Source organism: Komagataeibacter oboediens (assembly GCF_003207815.1).
In the GTDB taxonomy this organism is placed as follows: domain Bacteria; phylum Pseudomonadota; class Alphaproteobacteria; order Acetobacterales; family Acetobacteraceae; genus Komagataeibacter; species Komagataeibacter oboediens.
Genome location: NZ_NKTX01000044.1, coordinates 1 through 17,946, shown reverse-complemented (window position 1 = coordinate 17,946; position 17,946 = coordinate 1). Strand labels below are relative to the sequence as shown.

Below are 17,946 nucleotides of genomic sequence, written 5' to 3'. Positions count from 1 at the left end.
CGATCATGGTAATTTTCATCCGGGCGGTCTCCTCTGAATGGTCATTCCGACCCCAGCATGGCACATTGATGCCGCATGGAGGCCGTCCACCCCATCTTGAACCGCCAGATTGACGACCTGAAGGGCATACGCCGGGGACAGGTCGACCTGCTTGCGCCAGAAGCCCTGTCGCGCGCCTTCCTGCCGGAACTGGTCAGCCGCATGAAGGACAGCCACCCCGGTGTCGTGCTGAACGTGAACATCCGTGACAACAGGCAGATCTACCGGACCCTGCTGTCGGGCGAAGGGGACCTTGCCCTCGTGCTAGACCCCGAGGACATGCGCGACCTTGTGGTGATCCGCCGCATGTCCTTTCCGCTGGGCTTCGTCTGCCGGCCTGACCACCCGCTGGCGCGGCACACTGCGGTCCGGCTGGCGCAATGCGCCGATTACCCCATGGTGGTGCCCGAACAGCCACTGGCGCTGTCATCCGTATTCGAACGCCTGCTGGAAAGGGGCCGCATTACCCCCGGCGTCGCGGCCCGTGCGAATAATGTGCAGATGATCATCTCACTGGCCATGACGGGCATCGGCATCTGTTTTTTAAGCTATCTGGACGTGATGTCCGAAGTGACGCGGGGGGATCTGGCCTTCGTGCCGCTGGTGGGGGCCAATGTGCCGCATCTGACGCTGGCGCTGGTGCATGACCGTACACGCCAGCTTTCACGCATTACCCATCTGGTCGAGACCAGTGTTGAAGACATCATGTCCCGGCATGTTGTCTGAACAGGCTGTCCCTATGCAACCTGCCACTGCATGACATCAGGTTTCACCGTGACGCACCGCCCGTCCCCTTGATCCCGTGCCGGGCGTCATGCAGTGTCCATGGGAATGGGCTTGCCCCAGTGGAACAGAGCAGGGAACGGATGCGAAAGATTTCTTTGGTGGCGGCCGGGGCGATCCTGGCCACGATGTCCGTCATGGCTGACACCATTCCTGCCCGGGCTGCCGTGCCATCCGCCACGGCGCAGGCAGATAGCCCGGCCAGCCAGACACGGGCGGCCACGACCGCCGCACGGTCCTTTCTGGCCACCTTTGATCCCGGCAGCCGGACAAAAGTGCAGTTTCCATTTGTTACACAGAAATCTGGCACGCTGGCCCGTTTCCGGCGCAGCGCCCCGGACCAGCCTGTCCAGCCGGTCACGGATGCGCAGGCCGCTGCCCCCGCAGCACGCGGACCGGGCATGGGGCCACCCGGCGGGTTTATTGGCGAACGCTATGGCACATCGGTCTGGTCCAATTTTCCGGTCAGTGACGTACCACGGCCGGGCCTGCAACTTGGCCAGATGACCGCTGGCCAGTATACTGCCGCGCTGCACCTGTTGCAGACGCTCCTCAGTGCGAAGGGGTATCAGAAGGTCATGGACATCATGGGCGGCGATCAGGCACTGGCTGACAGTGGCACGCCGTTCGCTTCAGGACGGGCCGTCTACACCATGGCGGTTTTTGGTGAACCGGGAGATACGAAACCGTGGATGGTACAGTTCGGTGGCCATCATCTGGGGCTGAATATCGTTATTGATGGCACGCACGGCATCATGACCCCCACCCTGACCGGGGCCCAGCCTGCAATGTACCTGGCAGACGGCAGGACGGTGCGTGTTCTGGCAGGCGAAAATGACCGTGCCTTCGCCCTGCTTGACAGCCTTGATGCGCAACAGCGCAGGCAGGCCATCCTGCCATACAAAGTCGAGGATCTGGTGCAGGGACCGGGACATGATGGCGAAACCCTCATTCCCGAAGGCGTAAAGGGTTCCGACCTGACGGCAGCGCAGAAAGGCCTGCTGATGGATGTCATCGGGGAATGGGCCGGTATCATAAACGATGCCTATGCCGCCCCGCGCCTGAAGGAAATCAGGGCCGACCTGGACAGCACATGGTTTGCATGGAGCGGTCCCACCACCCATACGCCGGGACATAATGGCGTATCCTATTACCGTATTCAGGGGCCACGGCTGCTGATCGAATTTTCACCGCAGGGTGTGGGCGACGACCCGACCATGCATGTCCATACCGTCTACCGTGATCCCACCGACAGTTATGGCAGCCGGTACACCATGCCATGAAATATGGCAGGCCCCTGTCCGCTGCGGCAGCCGCGCTGCTGGTCGCCCATGCCCCGGCCCACGCGCACCGGCTGGATGAATACCTGCAGGCCACGGTGATTGATGTCACGCGCCGGCACGTGGCCATTACCGTGGACCTGACACCCGGCGTCGATATCGCACCCGGTGTCATTCGCGCGATTGACCGCAATGAAGATGGCGTCCTGTCACAGCAGGAATGGCAGGCCTATGCCACGCATGTTGCACAGGGGCTGTCGCTTTCACTGGATGGCACGCCACTTCCGCTGGTATCCGTCACCACTGCGTTTCCCCCCGTTGCGGCCATGAGGGCGGGCAGCGGCACCATCCGGCTGCACCTTGGCGCAACGGTCGCCCTGACACCCGGTGCCCATCGACTGGCTTACACAAATCAGGGCGCGGGTCCGGACACTGTGTATCTGGTCAATGCCCTGCTGCCCCGCGACCCGACCATACATGCACAGCACCAGCAGCGCACGACCAGCCAGACATCCTATGAACTGGACTTCACCGTAACGCCGCGTGATTCAAAATAATCCGTTGATAAGGCATATCTGCGGATACCGGCTTTTTGCGACGGATACCGTATCCTGACGCTTGCCCGGAACCGGTGTGGGCACCTGACAACGTTCTCGGTTTGGCACTCAATCCATCAAATAAAAAAATAATAAAAGTTTCTGGGTGTCGCCTTTTTTCAAAAAACGACGCTTTCCGAAGCTTTTTGAAAAAAGCTTCACCAAAAACTTTCGATAGATTTACAGGATGCTGCATAAGCCGGATTTGCAAACAGTCTCATTGCAGACAAACCATCAGTCCCGAAGGCTACGGCTACCGGTCATGCAGAAAAGACAGGCCGCGCCGGGTTCATGGGAGCCCTACATGCGGCCTGCTGGATCATCTACACGGGCAATCAGAATGCAGTGGAGATGGTTCCTGTCATGCTGAAGCGTGGTTCAACATAAAACTGTGCCCCTGTCGAACCTGCAATGCTCTGCCCGTTCAGTAGTGTCACGGCATGATAGTTATCCGCGACCCCGGTCGTGCCCGTGCGGACCATGGAACCGGTCAGGTTTGTAAAGTTCAGCCGGAACGTGGGGGACTTCGCCACCAGGAAGGGCGAGAAACGATAGCCCAGCGAGATGGTGTCCGTGACATAACCCGGGATCCTTTCATCCCCAACCAGTGTTACGGACTGCGGGCCGGTATAATGAACGGTGGCATTGGCAAAGAAGTGCCTGTTGTCATACGTCAGGCCGAAATTGGCCATGACATGCGGTGCCATGATCGCCTCCTTGCCCTTGGTCGGCAGGTAGGACGTACCATACTGGACATTCGAATCCTGGCGCGCATTGAGGTATTCAAACGAAACATAGGGGCTGAAATGATGGAACGGATGCGTGGACAGCATGACGTCGAAACCACGCGCCGTCTGGTTGCCTGCATTGACGGTGCTGTACGAATTGTTCGCGTTATAGACACTCAGAAGGCGATTTGTAATCGCATAGTTGAATAGTGACAGGTCAAAGATGATGTAGCGGTTATTATAACGGTACCCCAGTTCTTCCTTGATCGTGTACTGGTTGCGGGGCAGCGAGGTGTTTTCCGTCAGGTTGCTGGGGTCAGGTGCGCGGAAATCCCCTTGCGCATTGACGTAAATCTGGTGATGGCGGTTGAAGGTGTACGACGTTGAAAAACGCGGCAGGGGTACGACGGAATTCGATCCCATGGTCTGGTGCGTCAGGTAATTGTCGAACCAGTAATTCATCATGGCGAATTTGAAACCGGCGGACACGACCAGCCGGTCCTGGAAGTATTTTGCCGTATCCTGAATGAACAGCGCGTGGATCTGGTCGCCTGTCTGCTGGTTTGCCGAATAATACCGCTGTCCGTTCTGGAAATAGGCAGTCGACAGGTCATCGGGATTGTTGGAGAAACCGTTCTGGTTCACCGCACTGTTCGGGCCCCATTGCCGGCTCTGTGTATAGCCATACCAGTATCCGAACGTCATCTGGTTATGTCGTGAAATATCGTAGGTCAGTTTGATCGTGGCCCCGGTGGTGGGCGTACGCTGGTCATAGTAATTGACCGAAAGTTGCGAGGGCGACACCGCACTGCCATTGGCATAGGTCAGCCCGGACCCGGCTTCGCCGCTGACGGATGAACTCCATCCACGCCCATAGGCAAAATAGGGCACCAGGTCAAAGTGCAGCCGGTTTGTCAGGCGCAGGTGCACCGGCAGGGTCATGAACAGCTCATTCCACGGCCCTTCCTGGTGATTGCCCCAGAAATTTGGGCTGTTCGGATCACTGCTGGCGCCCCACGTGCCCGTCCCGTGCTTCTTGGCATAAAACTGGTCAGCCGTAGGATAGTTGTAGATTCCGTACCGTTCCTGGTTCCATGACAGAAAGAATTTTATGTAGGAATCAGTCCCGATATCCTTCTGCACGCCAAAGTCGATATGCTTCTTGTCCGATGCACCCGCACCGATCCAGTTATCGGCATGGGTATGCGAAAACGAAAAGAACGAGCGCAGGCCGGTCTTGCCAATGTCACCGCTTTCCAGCCGGATAAACTGCCGGGACATGTCATTGGTGCCGTATGAAAAATCCGTCAGCCCGCCGAATTTGTGGCTGGGTGTATGCGTCACGACATTCATGACCCCCAGCGCCGCTGACGTAACGGGCTGGTCAATGGCGGATGTTCCCGGCGTGACTTCGATACGGTCCATGTTTTCCGTATCAATGTCTTCCTGAAGGTATTCGGTGCCGGAGGTCACGACCGCGCCATCAACCAGCAGCGCCATATCCCCATCATTCAGGCTGCGGCTTTCAATCGAACCGCCCGTCATGCCCGATGTATCCTGCGTCGATACGTTCAGGCTTGGCAGGTTCTTGACCATGTCCAGCGCCGTTCCGGCCGGGCTGCGCATGTCCATGAACTGCCGTGTCACGGTCTGGATACTGTGCGGGGCCCTTTCCTGCCGCATCATGCCGCCGCCGCCGGACCGCCCGGAACTGACCTGCAGGATTTCCGGGGTCGACGTGGCCTGCACCGCATTCGCACCCTGTCCCGCCTTGCCCGATGGCGCCGCACGGGATGTGGCAGAAGCTGCATGACGGGCTTTGGTGGTGCCGGTCACACTACTGGCGCCCTGTGCGTATGAGACAGTAACGAACCCGGTGGTACCGAGAAGAAATGTCGTTAATAACCAGCGTTTGCCGTGAAACATGGCACCTGCAACCATATCGGATCCCCCCGTAAACGATCACATGCTCTACCCAACAGACAGCACAGCCGGGGCAAGACAACATGAACGGGAAACGCTTGCCATGGTTCGAAATGCCGAGTCCATCCTGTTGTTGACCATAAGAAACAATAAATATGTCATTCATTCTCCTGAAAACGGCCAAAAACAGACCTTTTTATTGTGTAAAATGCCCACCAGGCCAGTCACGACCCAGACCAAAATCGACCACTTATCATTGCATTACGTTAATATATGGCAAGCGTTGGCATGTCTGGTTTTCCGACCCGCAGGTGCATTCGTCCACTGTCTCCCGAACCGATATTTCCAGCGCAGGTGTTGCAGATTGACGACAGTTCCGGCGCACCTGCCGGAACGGATGCTTCCTCCCGGCGTCCTCCCGATGACCGGAAGGTCGCCGGGAGATCAAAAACAGCCCGCGATTTGCCACACACCGGCGCAACATCCGCATTCAGGCACTCGACCTGCGCACAGCGACACAATATCCTGGGATTGCGGCTACCCGACCGGCAGCCAACGTCGCCACACCGCGTGCGTGGACGACAGAAAAAAACGAGGAGACACCAGACAGGTGACCAAGCGCGTAACCCTGGCCGACCTGGCGGAACAGACCGGTCTGAACATTTCCACCATCAGCCGCGCCCTCTCCCGGCCAGACCGGGTGAGTAACGAGACACGGCGACTGGTCGAAAAGGTCGCCGCCCAACTGGGTTACGAAACAAATGTTGCCGCCCGGAACCTCAGCCGCGGCACATCGGATACCATCCTCGTGCTGGCCTCCAGTTTCTCGGGACAGGCGATTTCACCGGTCTTTACCCAGATCCTGCTGGGCGTGTGCGAAGAAGCGAAGGCCCTGGGCCTGAATGTCATGCTGCGGCAATATCTGGGCCAGTCCATTTCAGCCAGCGACGTGATGCGCTACCTGCAGGCAGGTGTGGCGGACAGCGTATTACTGGTGGCAAGCGAACAGTGGGAGCCGCCCGTGGGCAGGATCCCGGATCAGGGCATGCTGCCGGTCGTCAGTATTTTCAAGGACCTGACATCTGCCGGACTGGCCAGCGTCATGACGCAGGAAGTGGACGGGTACGTCGCGATCGTTGACCATCTGATCGAGCGTGGACACCGCCATTTCGCCTTCGTTTCCGGGCCGGAGGGAATCGGGCACGAACATATCCGCTACAATGCCGTCAAAAACCGGCTGTCTACACTGGGACTGGGCCAGAAACTGATCCGGCTGGAGGGCGGCCCGTTCGATATGCCGTCCGGCGCGAAGGCAGCACAGACTTTCCTTGCCCTGAAAAACCGTCCCACCGCCGCAATCTGCTGCAGCGACGCGCAGGCGCTGGGCTTCCTGCACACGATTCTGGAAAGCGGCCTGCGCGTGCCGGACGATGTCGCCATCGCAGGCTATGACGGCATGGATTACACCGCCTTTACCAGTCCGGCCCTGACCACCGTGATCCAGCCCATGCTGGAAATCGGCCGCGTTGCGGTGCAGGTGCTGGCCGACATCCGCAATGGCCGGATCACGAGCCCCCGCCTTGTTGCCCTTGCGCCAACCTTTGTCATACGGCAATCGACCTGAATCGTTTCGGCAAACGTTTGCATTCCCATTACATTGCTGTATGTAGGTCTGGAGACCATATTTGCGGCAATTTCATTTCGTTTAATACATACCTCCGCCGCATGTCGTCTTGATCAGGGAGCACATGCAGGTGAAAATCGGAACAGATCTGGTTACTTTCTACAACCCTGCTTTCTGGGGTGTCCGCACGGAAGCGGAGGTCGCCACCGTGGCCGCGGCAGATGGCCGCGCGTTCTGGACCCGGATATTCGACAGCCTGCACGATGCTGGCATAACGGGCCTTGAACTGACCTTCCCGCCCTTTGACCAGGCTGGTGCCGTGGCGGCATTCGGGTCCGAAGCAGCCCTGGCCCATGCACTGAAAATCCGGAACCTGGAAATCTGGTCGGACTTTTTCCCGGCCCTGGACCGTATCCCCGTTCATGAATACGCCAGCGCCGAACCGCAGATTCTGGCACAGGTCGATGCAGCAGCACGCTTCCTTGTGGCAATGGGGGGCAAGGTGCTGGTTGCGGGACTACCCTGCCGCCGCACTTTCCTGTCCGAACCACCCGCATTCGTGGACCTTGCCTTTGCCGCCCCCATCGCCAGCCTGCTCAACCGCATGGGGTTCGCGGCCGCCCGCCATGGCATTACGCTGGCAATCCATACGGAAGCCCACACTGTCGCCTGCGCCCCGCGCGATGTGGACCTGTTCATGCTGCTGACCGATCCGCGTTATGTCTCGCTGTGCCCCGACCCTGCACACATCATCCTTGAAGGGGGCAACCCGACGGATGTGCTGACCAGGCATGTCGCGCGCGTGGTGGCGATGCACTGGAAGGACGCAACCAGCGCCATGCCGGTCGATACCCCGATCGGACAGGACATTCATACCCGTCACCGGGCCTATTTCTGTGAACTGGGCAATGGGCAGGCCAATTTTGCCCAGCTGGCGGCCCTGCTTGCGCGCGCGCCGCTGCGGTGCGGCCCCATTATGGAACTGGATGCCTGCCCCCGGCCGGTACCGGCGCTGCAACGGGGCATCACGTTCATCAACCATATGGTCGGGGAAAATGCACCATGAAGGGCCCCGGCATCTTTGCCGCCCAGTTCATCGGGCCCGACGCTCCTTTCAATACCCTGCCCGGTCTGGCGCGGTGGGCGGCCGGGCTTGGATACAGGGCACTCCAGCTTCCCACACATCTCAGCCATATCTTCGACCTTGAACAGGCAGCGTCCAGTCAGGATTACTGCGACGGGATACGCGGCATGCTGGCGGAGCATGGTCTCGTGATCTCGGAACTGTCCACCCATATCCAGGGCCAGTGCGTTGCAGTCCATCCGGCCTATGACATGCAGTTCGACCGCTTTGCCCCCGCATCCGTACAGGGCAGCCCCACGGCGCGTACGCAATGGGCCATTTCCCAACTGGGGCTTGCCGCGCGGGCTTCGGCACGGCTGGGGCTGAAGGCGCATGCCACCTTCTCCGGCGCGCTGGCATGGCCGTATCTTTACCCGTGGCCACCACGTGATGAGGGCCTGATCGACCTTGCCTTTTCCACACTGGCGGCACGCTGGCGACCGATCGTGGATGCATTTGATGAAGCTGGTGTCGACCTGTGTTTTGAACTGCACCCCGGCGAGGACCTGCATGACGGCACAAGCTTTGAACGATTTGCCTCACTGCTTGGCAACGCCCCGCGTTGCGCGATCCTGTACGATCCCAGCCATATGCTACTTCAGCAGATGGATTACCTCGCCTTCATCGACCTTTACCATGACAGGATTGGCGCATTTCATGTCAAGGACGCCGAATTCCACCCAACCGGCAGGCAGGGCGTGTACGGCGGCTTTGCCGACTGGCGTGACAGGGCGGGACGGTTCCGTTCCCCCGGTGACGGGCAGATCGATTTCGGCAGCATTTTTTCCCGCCTGACACAATATGGATATGACGGCTGGGCGGTGCTGGAATGGGAATGCTGTCTCAAGACCGCGGCACAGGGCGCACGTGAAGGCGCGCCCTTCATACAGCGTCACATGATCGAAATGACCACGCAGTCCTTTGACGACTTTGCCGCAAGTCCGCTGTCGGATGACGAACGGCAGCGCTGCCTTGGCCTGTAAGTTTCAGGAGAACGACATGAACACATGGCCCGTCGGCATGATCGGCGGTGCGCCCGGCTCCTTCATGGGGGACGTGCACCGTCGCGCGCTGGCCCTGACCGGACGGTTCTCACTGGTCGCGGGGTGCCTGTCGCGACACGCAGGCACGGCACAGAAGGCAGGGCTTGCGCTGGGGCTGGATCCGGCGCGCACATATACCGACTGGACACAGATGGCGCGCGTCGAAGCCGCCCGGCCGGACGGCATCGCGCTCGCCATCATCGTGACGCCAAACGACATGCACCTGCCCGTCGCCGCGGCCTTTCTGGAGGCAGGCATTCCGGTACTATGCGAAAAGCCGCTTGCGCTGACACTGGACCAGGCCCGACATTTTACCGAACGTTTCATCACGAAAGGCCACGATATGGTCGTGGCCTATACCTATAGCGGTTACGCCATGGTGCGTGAGGCGCGTCGGCTGGTGCATGACGGCACGCTGGGCACGATCAGGAATATTCAGGTTGAATACCTGCAGGACTGGCTGGGTGATGCCGATAGCGACGGCGGCTGGCGGCTTGACCCGCGCACCGGGGGCGCGGGCGGCTGTCTGGGCGATATCGGGACGCATGCCTTCCATCTGGCGGAATTCGTATCCGGCCTGCGGTGCGAAGTACTGTCGGCCCGGGTATCGCGTCTTGTGCCCCGCCATGCCGTACCGGATGATGCACAGATACAGCTTCGCTTTTCCGACAATGCGGTTGGCAGCCTGTGGGTCAGTCAGGTTGCAACCGGGTCTGGCAATGCGCTGCGGCTGCGCCTGTTCGGGGAAAAAGCCGGACTGGAATGGAACCAGGAACAGCCAGATACCCTGATCGTGTCCACGGCGGATGGCCGCACGACCCATATCGCACGTGGCGGGAGCGCGGTCGGGACCCCTTCCCTGCTGCCGCGCGGCCATCCCGAAGGCTATCTGGAAGCCTTTGCCCGACTGTATGCCGATACGGCGTACCTGCTGGACGGCCATGATGCCCCGCTGCTGCCCCGTCTGGCGGATGGCGTGCGGGGGCAGGAGTTTATCGAAGCCGCGCTGACGTCGGGCACGCAATACGGCGCATGGGTTTCCGTGCGGGCATAGCCCCATGACCATGACTTAATTTTTTGTACCATCAGGAACGGAATATGACCGGAACAGGATATGATGTCATTGTCGTGGGATCGGGCGCTGCCGGTGGTTTCGCGGCAAAGGAACTGACGGAACAGGGGCTGTCCGTACTGGTGATCGAAGCCGGGCGCTCACTTTCCGACAGAGACATCAAACCGCCCGCGAACAGAAGCGGCGGCGACAACGTGCAGCTTTTCCCCCGCATCAGGGCCACGCTGTCGGGTCAGCACATCCAGTCCCGCGTGGCGTTCTTCAGCGAGACGCTGAAGCATCTTTTCGTCAACGACCGGCAGCACGGCTACACCACACCGAAGGACGCCCCTTTCCTGTGGATACGGGGGCGACAGGCGGGTGGCCGGCTGCATGCGTTCGGGCGGGTGCTGTTCCGCTGGTCCGATTACGACTTCAAGGGCGCGGACAAAGGGGACGGAGGCGTGGACTGGCCCCTGTCCTATGCCGATCTTGCGCCGTGGTATGACAGGGTGGAAATGTTCCTTGGCATCCATGGCACCCATGACGGCATAGAAACCGCGCCTGATGGCGTCATGGCCCAGTCCACCCCGCTGACACCGGAAGAACGCAGCTTCCGCAGCGCAGTGGAGGCACGCTGGCCGAACCGGCATGTGGTGCCCTGGCGTTTCAATCCGCATAACGGTGGCCCGATGCCCAGTTCCCTTCGGGCGGCTATGGAAACAGGCAGGCTTACGATACGCCCGGATGCCGTGGTGCGTGAGGTCATGACAGACCCCGCATCGGGACGCGCAACCGGTGTGTGCTATGTCGAGCGCCAGACGGGACAGGTGTGCGTCGCCCACGCAAAGGTGGTGGTTGTCTGTGCCTCGCCCATAGAAAGTGTCCGCCTGCTGCTGAACTCCCGCAGTCGCCTGCATCCCGACGGGCTGGGCAACAGTTCGGGCACGCTGGGTCATTATTTCATGGACCAGTGTCCGAGCCTTATGTTCGGCCGCTGGCCCGCAAGCTGCCGGGAAGGCGAAGATGCGCCCCTGCCGGTCCATACCCTGTTTGGCACCACGGGCGGCCTGTACATTCCCCGTTACGAAAACGCCTGCGGGGCGCACGACCCGGCATTCAGGCGCGGTTATACGTTTCAGGGGTCCATTGGCCGCCATGCATCGGCGGGGGGCGCTGACGTGCCGGTTACGATCATGGGTTTCGGGGAGATGCTGCCGTACCGCACCAACGCCATCACCCTTGATCCGCGCAGGCGTGACAGGTGGGGGGTGCCCCTGCCCCATATCCGCTGCGTGCCCCATGCCAATGAACGCGCCATGCTGCGCAAGCAGATCCGCGATTGCGCGGACATGATCGAAACGCAGGGTGGTCATGTGGATTTCTGGGCTTCCCCCCTTGGTCTGGGCGAAGGTGACGCGGGACTTTATCCTGACAAACCTTTTCCCATACGCTGGTTCATACGCAAGATGTTTCCAAAAAGCATGACCATGGGGGCCGCCATTCATGAAAGCGGGGGCGCGCGGATGGGGAATGATCCCGCGACATCCGTGCTCAATCCCTTCTGCCAGTCATGGGACGTGCCCAACCTGTTTGTCACGGATGCGTCCAGCTTTCCCACCGGCGGCGCGCTGGGCACGACACTGACCGTCATGGCGGTCAGCATGCGGGCCTGCCACCATCTGGCAGAAGAGCTTCGGGCCGGTCGCCTGTAACCGTTCATTCCTCAGCCGGGAGGCCAGTCATGTCATCCATAACCAGTGAAGTCTCCCTGCGTGAAAAGGTCGCCTATGGATGTGGCGACCTGTCATCCAACCTGATGTGGGGCATGACGTCATCGTACCTCATGTTCTATTACACGGACATATACGGGCTACCCGTTGTTGCCGTTGGGTGGATCCTGCTGGTGGCGCGGGTGTTTGACGCCTTCTGTGATCCCGCCATCGGGTATGTCATCGATCGCCAGGGCGGACAGATTGTCCCGCGCCTGATCCGGTCGCTGGCGCTTCCGTTCGGGGTGGCCGGGTTCGTGTGCTTCGTATCCCTGCCGCTGTCCCCGAATGGAAAAATACTGTGGGCGCTGCTGACATATATCGTGCTGGGCGCCATCTATTCCTGCATCAATACGCCCTATGGTGCGCTGGGCACGATGATCACCCGGCAGGCACATGACCGGGTTGGCCTGAACGCCTTCAGGATGATGGGCTGCCAGGGGGGGCAGTTCATTGTATCGCTGTTCACGATCCCGGCCATCACGTGGCTTGGAGGTGGGAACGGCATGGTGCAGCGCCAGCATGGCATGGCGCTGTATGCACTGTGCCTTGCAATTGCCGCGACCATTCTGTGGCGATATGTCGGACGGGTCTGCATTACACGTTATCCGCCCGCACCCGCCCGCCATTCCCCTGTGGTCCTGCTGCGCGCGCTGGCGCAGAACCGGTGCTGGTGGCTGTGCAATGGCCTGGTGTTCCTGCAGTTTGCCGGGCTGGCCGCGCTTTATGGCTTTGCCCTGTACTATGCCCGCATCATTCTGGGGGGAACGGACGAAATGGGGGGCGTGCTGCTGACCGTCGCCACCATAATGGGATTTGCCGGCGCCATCATATGCCCCCATATCGTGCGTCGCCTGGGTGTTATCGGAAGTGCCGCCGCCTGCGGGGGCGTTCAGGTCATGGCATATCTGCTGCTGGGGCTGGCAGGGGGCTGTGTCCCGTTCTTTTTCGCGGCTTTTGCCATGCTGACACTGGCGCAGGGCATCACGTCCCCGCTTTATTATGTGCTTCTGGCACATGGCATAGACGTCGGCAGGATGACATCACCCGTCAATACGGCGGGCATGGCCTATTCAATCAATACGCTGGTCACAAAACTGTCCATGGGGGTGACGGGGTTCATACTCGCCACGTTCCTCGCGCATGGTCATTATGCGGGTGATGTCCATACCTTCTCCCCTGCCCTGAAGCACTGGATCATGGCAGGCTTTGTCTGGCTTCCGCTTGGGGCGGCGGCGCTGCAGCTTGTTCTTCTGGCCATATGGCCACGTGGTGTCGCATCGCCGGTCACCAGACGGAACCCGTGACGGCCCGCACCCGCCATCCCGGCCATGGCACCAAAATCGCCCGCCCCAGGGGACAGGATGCCATTATACCGCACATGGTATCGGACATGACAGACCGGCCGGATGAGCATTGCCTAAAAACGGCATGCGAACCCGGATAATGTCCTGACAGGTGGTATCCCCCCCTCCGGTCAGGGGCCTGTGGAATCCAGACAGCCGACAACGGTTCTGGCATCCTCAAGCAGCCGTTCAAGGTCCAGGCCGGGAATGGCGCCATCCACGACAACCGGCCTGCCACCAACCAGGACATGGCGGACACTGGCGGCCCCCGACACGACCGGCGCGATCAGCGGATCATGCAGCCCCGCATGCCGTGGGGAATCAAGGCGGTGGACGACCAGATCGGCAATTTTGCCGACCTCCACGCTGCCCAGTTCCGGATACCCCAGTATCGATGCGCCTGATGACGTGGACCAGCGCACGACATCTTCCGCCGTTACGGCGTCAGCTCCCTGCACGGCACGATGGATCATCCATGCGCAGTGCATTTCGGCACCCATGTCACAGGCCTCGTTCGATGCTGCTCCATCCACGGCCAGCGACACCCGCCCCCCACATGCGTCCAGCGCAGGTGCCGGGGCAATCCCGGACCCCAGGCGGCAGTTGCTCTGCGGACAGTGAGCCATGCCCGTGCCGGTCTGCGCCATGAGCGCGATCTCGCTCTCATCCATATGGACCAGATGGGCAAACCATACGTCAGGTCCGACCCAGTCATGTTCGGCGACAAACTGCAGCGGCCGCATGCCATAGGTTTCAAGGCAGAATTTCACATAATTTGTCGTTTCGGACAGGTGGGAGTGCAGGAAAATACCCATGCTACGCGCGGCTGCGGCCATTTCACGCAGTTCCGTGGGCGTGGCACCCCATGTTGGCGTATTGGGGGCCAGTACGATCCGTGTCATGGAAGCGGGGCTGGGATCATGGTAGCGCCGCACCAGGTCATCAACACGCCTGAGCATGACATCCAGCGGCTCGGTTGGCGCGGGAATGATTTCATCCGTGTCGAACTTCCTTGCCTGCGTTGTCCCGCCACGCGCAAGGACGTAGCGCAGCCCCAGGTTCCGCGCCGTATCAAACAGGACATCCGCCGGGTTGTACGGGTATAATTCGGAAAAGAGATAATGATGGTCGGCGACGGTCGTGCATCCCGACAGCAGCAGTTCCACCATGCCAACCCGGGCCGCGACACCCAGTGCCCGTTCGTCGATCCTGTTCCAGTAGGTATTGGGCACCAGGCGCAGCCAGGGCTCAAGTGGCTTGTTGATTGCCGTAGGGACCGCTTTCAGCATTGTCTGGAACAGATGATGATGCGTGCTGACCAGCCCGGGAGTAATGACGCCACCGCGTGCGTCCAGCAAAGTCTCATCCGGCAAGGGTGACAGGTCCCCCATTTCCGCAATCCGTCCATTGCGGATCCGTACGCTGCCCGTGCTGCGCGCGGCGTCCCCCCGCAGTCCTGTCAGGATACCGGTCGCGTTGTGAATCAGCATGTTCATGAGGGCATAATCCGAAGCGTATCAACATATGATGTCGTGAAGGCCGACTGCCAGTCTGCGGTTTCCGCCAGCAGTTTGTGTGCCACCATGAAGTCGCGCGTCGCCTTCCAGCGCTCGGTCGTCATGGTGCCAATCCCCCGCGTGGCCGTATCGGGAGAAATGAGCGCACCGGCCTTCTTCAGCGTTGCGATGCCAAAGGCGAGATGGTCCGGTGTCATGCGGTTATTGGCCTTGAGGATAAGGTCATTGCCCAATGCGGGATCGTTCATGTAGTCGCGCCATCCCATGAGCGAGGCCCTGATGAACCCCCGGACAGTATCCTGTTGCCCGACACTCTTCTGCCGTGTCGTGACGATGGGCGCGCCGTAGGGCGGGTATCCAAGACCGGCAAACGGAAAAAACCTTACGGGCACGTTATTGCGCTGCGCATCCCACACTTCGGACGATGCATAGGCCTGCACGGCTGCGGCCGGGTTCGCAAAAAAGGGCTGCAGGTTAAATGTGTACCGCGCAGCCTGCGCGTCATCAAAACCATACTTCTCCTTAAGCCATGGCCAGAATGTCACATGGGAACTACTGGCGATAAGGATGGGATGCCCGCGCAACTGGTCCAGCGCCGTAATGTCATCATGCGTCATGAGCCCCTGCTGGTCATGCTGGAACGTGCTGGCAACCGCGACCAGCGGAATGCCGGAGGCGACCGCCGACAGGATCTGGAAATCATACCCGGTAATGAAATCAGCCTGACCAGCCAGCAGCAGCTGTGGTACGTTCATCTGGGGGCTGGCGGCCTCGATCCGTACATCAAGCCCTTCGGCGGCGTAATATCCCTTTGCCAGTGCTTCATAAAAGCCACCGAATTCGGCCTGGGCATACCAGGAGGTGACAAACCTTATGGGAGTAGCGGCCCGCGCGCGGCGGATTGATGGCATGGACAGCCCGGTTACGCCGCCGGCAAGGGCCTGCAGGACAGTCCTGCGGCGGATGCTCCGATGTATCATGGGCACGTCTTCCCTGTTATCGCGAAACACAGTGTAAGACCGTGTACGGATACTTCTGAAGCATCTATTTTCGCGTCAAGCGCTGCCTTTTTGCGTGCGGAGTTTCTGTTTGACGGCGCACGGACATCTGCCTGGGCCGGCAGCATGTTGCGTCATAGCCCGGCCCAGGCAGGCTGGCGGAGGTTTCTGGATGCTGCATGCACGACTGCTTCACTACCTCGACGCAATTGCCCGGTACGGGTCCATGCGCAAAGCGGGAGAGAAACTGCATACGGCGTCTTCAGCCATCAACAGGCAGGTGCTGGCGCTTGAGGCCCGGCTGGGAACACCCATCTTTCACCGCCTGCCCCGTAAACTGGTCCTGACGCCTGCGGGCGAGGTGCTGTTGCAGCATGTGCGGCGCACGCTGCGGGACATGGAACAGACGCAAAAGCTTATTGACGATATCAAGGGACTGCGGCGTGGCGACATCATGATCGGAATCATGAATGGCCCCGCCACCACCATCCTGCCCATTGTCATTGCGGACCTGCGGGAAAGCTGCAGCGGGATCCGCCTGCATATCCGGATCATGCCCCAGAATGAAATTGTCCGGGATGTCGTATCCGGTGAGGTGGATGTGGGGATCGGGTTCGACTTTTCACCAGACCCGAATATCAATGTCTTCCATACATGGACGTGCCAGCTTGGGGTTGTGGTCAGCCCGGGACATGAACTGGCGCACAGGAAATCGGTCAGTTTCATGGACTGCCTTGCATTTCCCATGATCATTGGTGATTCTGCCATGTCCATCCGGCCCCATCTGGATGTACTGGCGGCGCGGACCGGCGTGGAACTCAATCCGGTCATCGAAACCAATTCGGTTGAAACGATGCGCAGGATCGTTGCAACCGGCCATGCCATGACGTTCCTGACATCACTCGATGTCATTGCGGAAACCAGGACGGGCGATCTGGTCTATGTTCCGCTGAAGGACGTCGACATACAGTCCCAGTCCCTGTCCATTATTACACCACACGACAGTCGGAACGCACTCAGCGCCATACTGCTTGAACGTTTCCGCTCCGTCATAGATGACGTTCTGCATACGAGGTGATGTTTCCCCGATGCCGTGTCGCCACAATACTGACGGGACGCATGCATCCGGAACACCGCCTTTTTGGAAAAATCCGACACCCGGCAACTTTCTCTTTTCATCACTGCATTATTTCAGCCCCCCAATGGTGTTCCGCGCATGCATGAACAGTACCGACACATTTTCGGTTACCGGATGTCCCACAACAAGGACTGGCGGCCCTGTTCAGCTCATATACCAGCCGCCATTCAGGTTGATCGTCTGCCCGGTGACATAACCATTGCGTATCGTGGCGACCGTCAGGTCTGCAACTTCATCTGCCGTCCCAAATCTGCCAATCGGGATCATGTCAGGACTGATGGCTGGATTATGGGCGATCATATCGCTTTCAATCAGTGCCGGCGCAATCGCGTTGACCGTAATGCCATCATGCGACAGGAGCTGTGCATAGGAATGCGTCAGCCCCAGCATTCCAGCCTTGGAGGCGGCATAATGGGGGCCAATTACGCCCCCGGTCTGCGCAGCAATGGATGACATGTTGATGATCCGCCCCCACCGGGCCTGACGCATGGGGGGAAGGACGGCCTGCGTCATCAGGAATGCTGATGTCAGATTGGTGCGCAGCAGATCGTTCCAGTCCTGCAGGCCAAGCTGGCCCAGCGGCACCTTGCGGGAAATTCCCGCATTATTGACCAGAATTGCAACAGGGCCGAGGACATTGCTCGTCCTGCGCACGAGGTCGGAAACGTCGCCTTCATTCCCGACATCCGCGCGAATGGCGATTGCGCGCGCACCTGTGGCCTCGATCTGTCTGCAGACGTAATCATCCGGCGAGAGACGCGGGCGTATTCAGGCGGCGATGGTATTGTGGACCTGCTGGTGGGCTTTCCAGTGCCAGGGCAGGAGTTCATGGAGGCGTGGATTGGGGATGTCATTGATCCGTGCCAGGACATCGGCGAGCCATGCGTGGGGATCGACATCGTTCAGACGCGCGGTGACGATCAGGGAATACATGGCGGCGGCGCGCTCTCCGCCACGATCGGACCCGGCGAACAACCAGGCTTTC

Annotated in this window: 16 protein-coding genes; 10 read left to right on the top strand and 6 right to left on the bottom strand. The window is 60.0% G+C overall.

Annotated elements, in window-relative coordinates; genetic code table 11:
• The first annotated feature begins 96 nt into the window (after positions 1–96).
• The 3 genes from CFR80_RS13265 to CFR80_RS13255 all read left to right on the top strand — a co-directional run bounded on the left by CFR80_RS13265 (position 97) and on the right by CFR80_RS13255 (position 2,659).
• The gene (locus tag CFR80_RS13265; RefSeq protein WP_258367804.1) at positions 97–765 is read left to right on the top strand and encodes a LysR family transcriptional regulator substrate-binding protein; all 669 of its coding nucleotides are present in this window, start codon (positions 97–99) and stop codon (positions 763–765) included.
• Between the two features lie 140 nt (positions 766–905).
• On the top strand, positions 906–2,105 hold the full coding sequence (locus CFR80_RS13260) for a DUF3500 domain-containing protein (protein WP_029329678.1): 1,200 nt from the start codon (positions 906–908) through the stop codon (positions 2,103–2,105).
• A complete protein-coding gene (locus CFR80_RS13255) occupies positions 2,102–2,659 on the top strand; it encodes a hypothetical protein (RefSeq protein ID WP_010515903.1) in 558 nt (185 codons plus the stop codon). Before CFR80_RS13260 ends, CFR80_RS13255 begins: the two co-directional genes overlap by 4 nt.
• On the opposite strand, the gene CFR80_RS18940 is transcribed toward CFR80_RS13255, so the two are convergent.
• Complete coding sequence (locus CFR80_RS18940; protein WP_146221652.1) at positions 2,631–2,894, bottom strand: hypothetical protein; 264 nt, start codon at positions 2,892–2,894, stop codon at positions 2,631–2,633. The genes CFR80_RS13255 and CFR80_RS18940 overlap by 29 nt on opposite strands.
• A gap of 139 nt (positions 2,895–3,033) precedes the next feature.
• Positions 3,034–5,262 carry a TonB-dependent receptor gene (locus CFR80_RS13250; RefSeq protein WP_110507516.1) on the bottom strand — a complete coding sequence of 743 codons (2,229 nt, stop codon included), beginning with the start codon at positions 5,260–5,262 and terminating at the stop codon, positions 3,034–3,036.
• 697 nt (positions 5,263–5,959) lie between these two features.
• Here CFR80_RS13250 and CFR80_RS13245 point away from each other — a divergent pair.
• From CFR80_RS13245 to CFR80_RS13220, 6 genes are all read left to right on the top strand, one after another.
• A complete protein-coding gene (locus CFR80_RS13245; RefSeq protein WP_010516686.1) occupies positions 5,960–6,973 on the top strand; it encodes a LacI family DNA-binding transcriptional regulator in 1,014 nt (337 codons plus the stop codon).
• A 124-nt stretch (positions 6,974–7,097) separates the two neighbouring features.
• Positions 7,098–8,039: a sugar phosphate isomerase/epimerase family protein gene (locus CFR80_RS13240; protein ID WP_010516687.1), complete on the top strand. Its 942-nt coding sequence runs from the start codon at positions 7,098–7,100 to the stop codon at positions 8,037–8,039.
• Positions 8,036–9,079, top strand: a complete 1,044-nt coding sequence (locus tag CFR80_RS13235) for a sugar phosphate isomerase/epimerase family protein (protein WP_010516689.1) — start codon at positions 8,036–8,038, stop codon at positions 9,077–9,079. The genes CFR80_RS13240 and CFR80_RS13235 overlap by 4 nt, the downstream gene beginning before the upstream one ends.
• A 16-nt stretch (positions 9,080–9,095) precedes the next feature.
• Positions 9,096–10,193, top strand: coding sequence for a Gfo/Idh/MocA family protein (locus CFR80_RS13230; RefSeq protein ID WP_010516691.1), 1,098 nt, complete (start codon positions 9,096–9,098; stop codon positions 10,191–10,193).
• A 44-nt stretch (positions 10,194–10,237) separates the two neighbouring features.
• A complete protein-coding gene (locus CFR80_RS13225; RefSeq protein ID WP_010516692.1) occupies positions 10,238–11,905 on the top strand; it encodes a GMC oxidoreductase in 1,668 nt (555 codons plus the stop codon).
• Positions 11,906–11,934: 29 nt separating this feature from the next.
• A complete protein-coding gene (locus CFR80_RS13220; protein ID WP_010516694.1) occupies positions 11,935–13,269 on the top strand; it encodes an MFS transporter in 1,335 nt (444 codons plus the stop codon).
• A gap of 170 nt (positions 13,270–13,439) precedes the next feature.
• Here the strand turns inward: CFR80_RS13220 and CFR80_RS13215 are convergent, their stop codons facing one another.
• Together CFR80_RS13215 and CFR80_RS13210 are read right to left on the bottom strand one after the other, a co-directional pair.
• Positions 13,440–14,804, bottom strand: a complete 1,365-nt coding sequence (locus CFR80_RS13215; protein WP_010516697.1) for an amidohydrolase family protein — start codon at positions 14,802–14,804, stop codon at positions 13,440–13,442.
• The gene (locus tag CFR80_RS13210) at positions 14,801–15,805 is read right to left on the bottom strand and encodes an ABC transporter substrate-binding protein (RefSeq protein WP_010516700.1); all 1,005 of its coding nucleotides are present in this window, start codon (positions 15,803–15,805) and stop codon (positions 14,801–14,803) included. Before CFR80_RS13210 ends, CFR80_RS13215 begins: the two co-directional genes overlap by 4 nt.
• Before the next feature lie 190 nt (positions 15,806–15,995).
• Here CFR80_RS13210 and CFR80_RS13205 point away from each other — a divergent pair, with 190 nt between their 5' ends.
• The gene (locus tag CFR80_RS13205; RefSeq protein ID WP_010516703.1) at positions 15,996–16,901 is read left to right on the top strand and encodes a LysR family transcriptional regulator; all 906 of its coding nucleotides are present in this window, start codon (positions 15,996–15,998) and stop codon (positions 16,899–16,901) included.
• A 204-nt stretch (positions 16,902–17,105) separates the two neighbouring features.
• Here the strand turns inward: CFR80_RS13205 and CFR80_RS13200 are convergent, their stop codons facing one another.
• Together CFR80_RS13200 and CFR80_RS13195 are read right to left on the bottom strand one after the other, a co-directional pair.
• Positions 17,106–17,687 (bottom strand): SDR family NAD(P)-dependent oxidoreductase, encoded by a 582-nt coding sequence (locus CFR80_RS13200; protein ID WP_258367805.1) that lies wholly within the window; start codon positions 17,685–17,687, stop codon positions 17,106–17,108.
• 42 nt (positions 17,688–17,729) lie between these two features.
• Positions 17,730–17,946 (bottom strand): transposase domain-containing protein (locus CFR80_RS13195; RefSeq protein ID WP_146221620.1); only part of this gene is annotated, 217 nt, incomplete at its 5' end.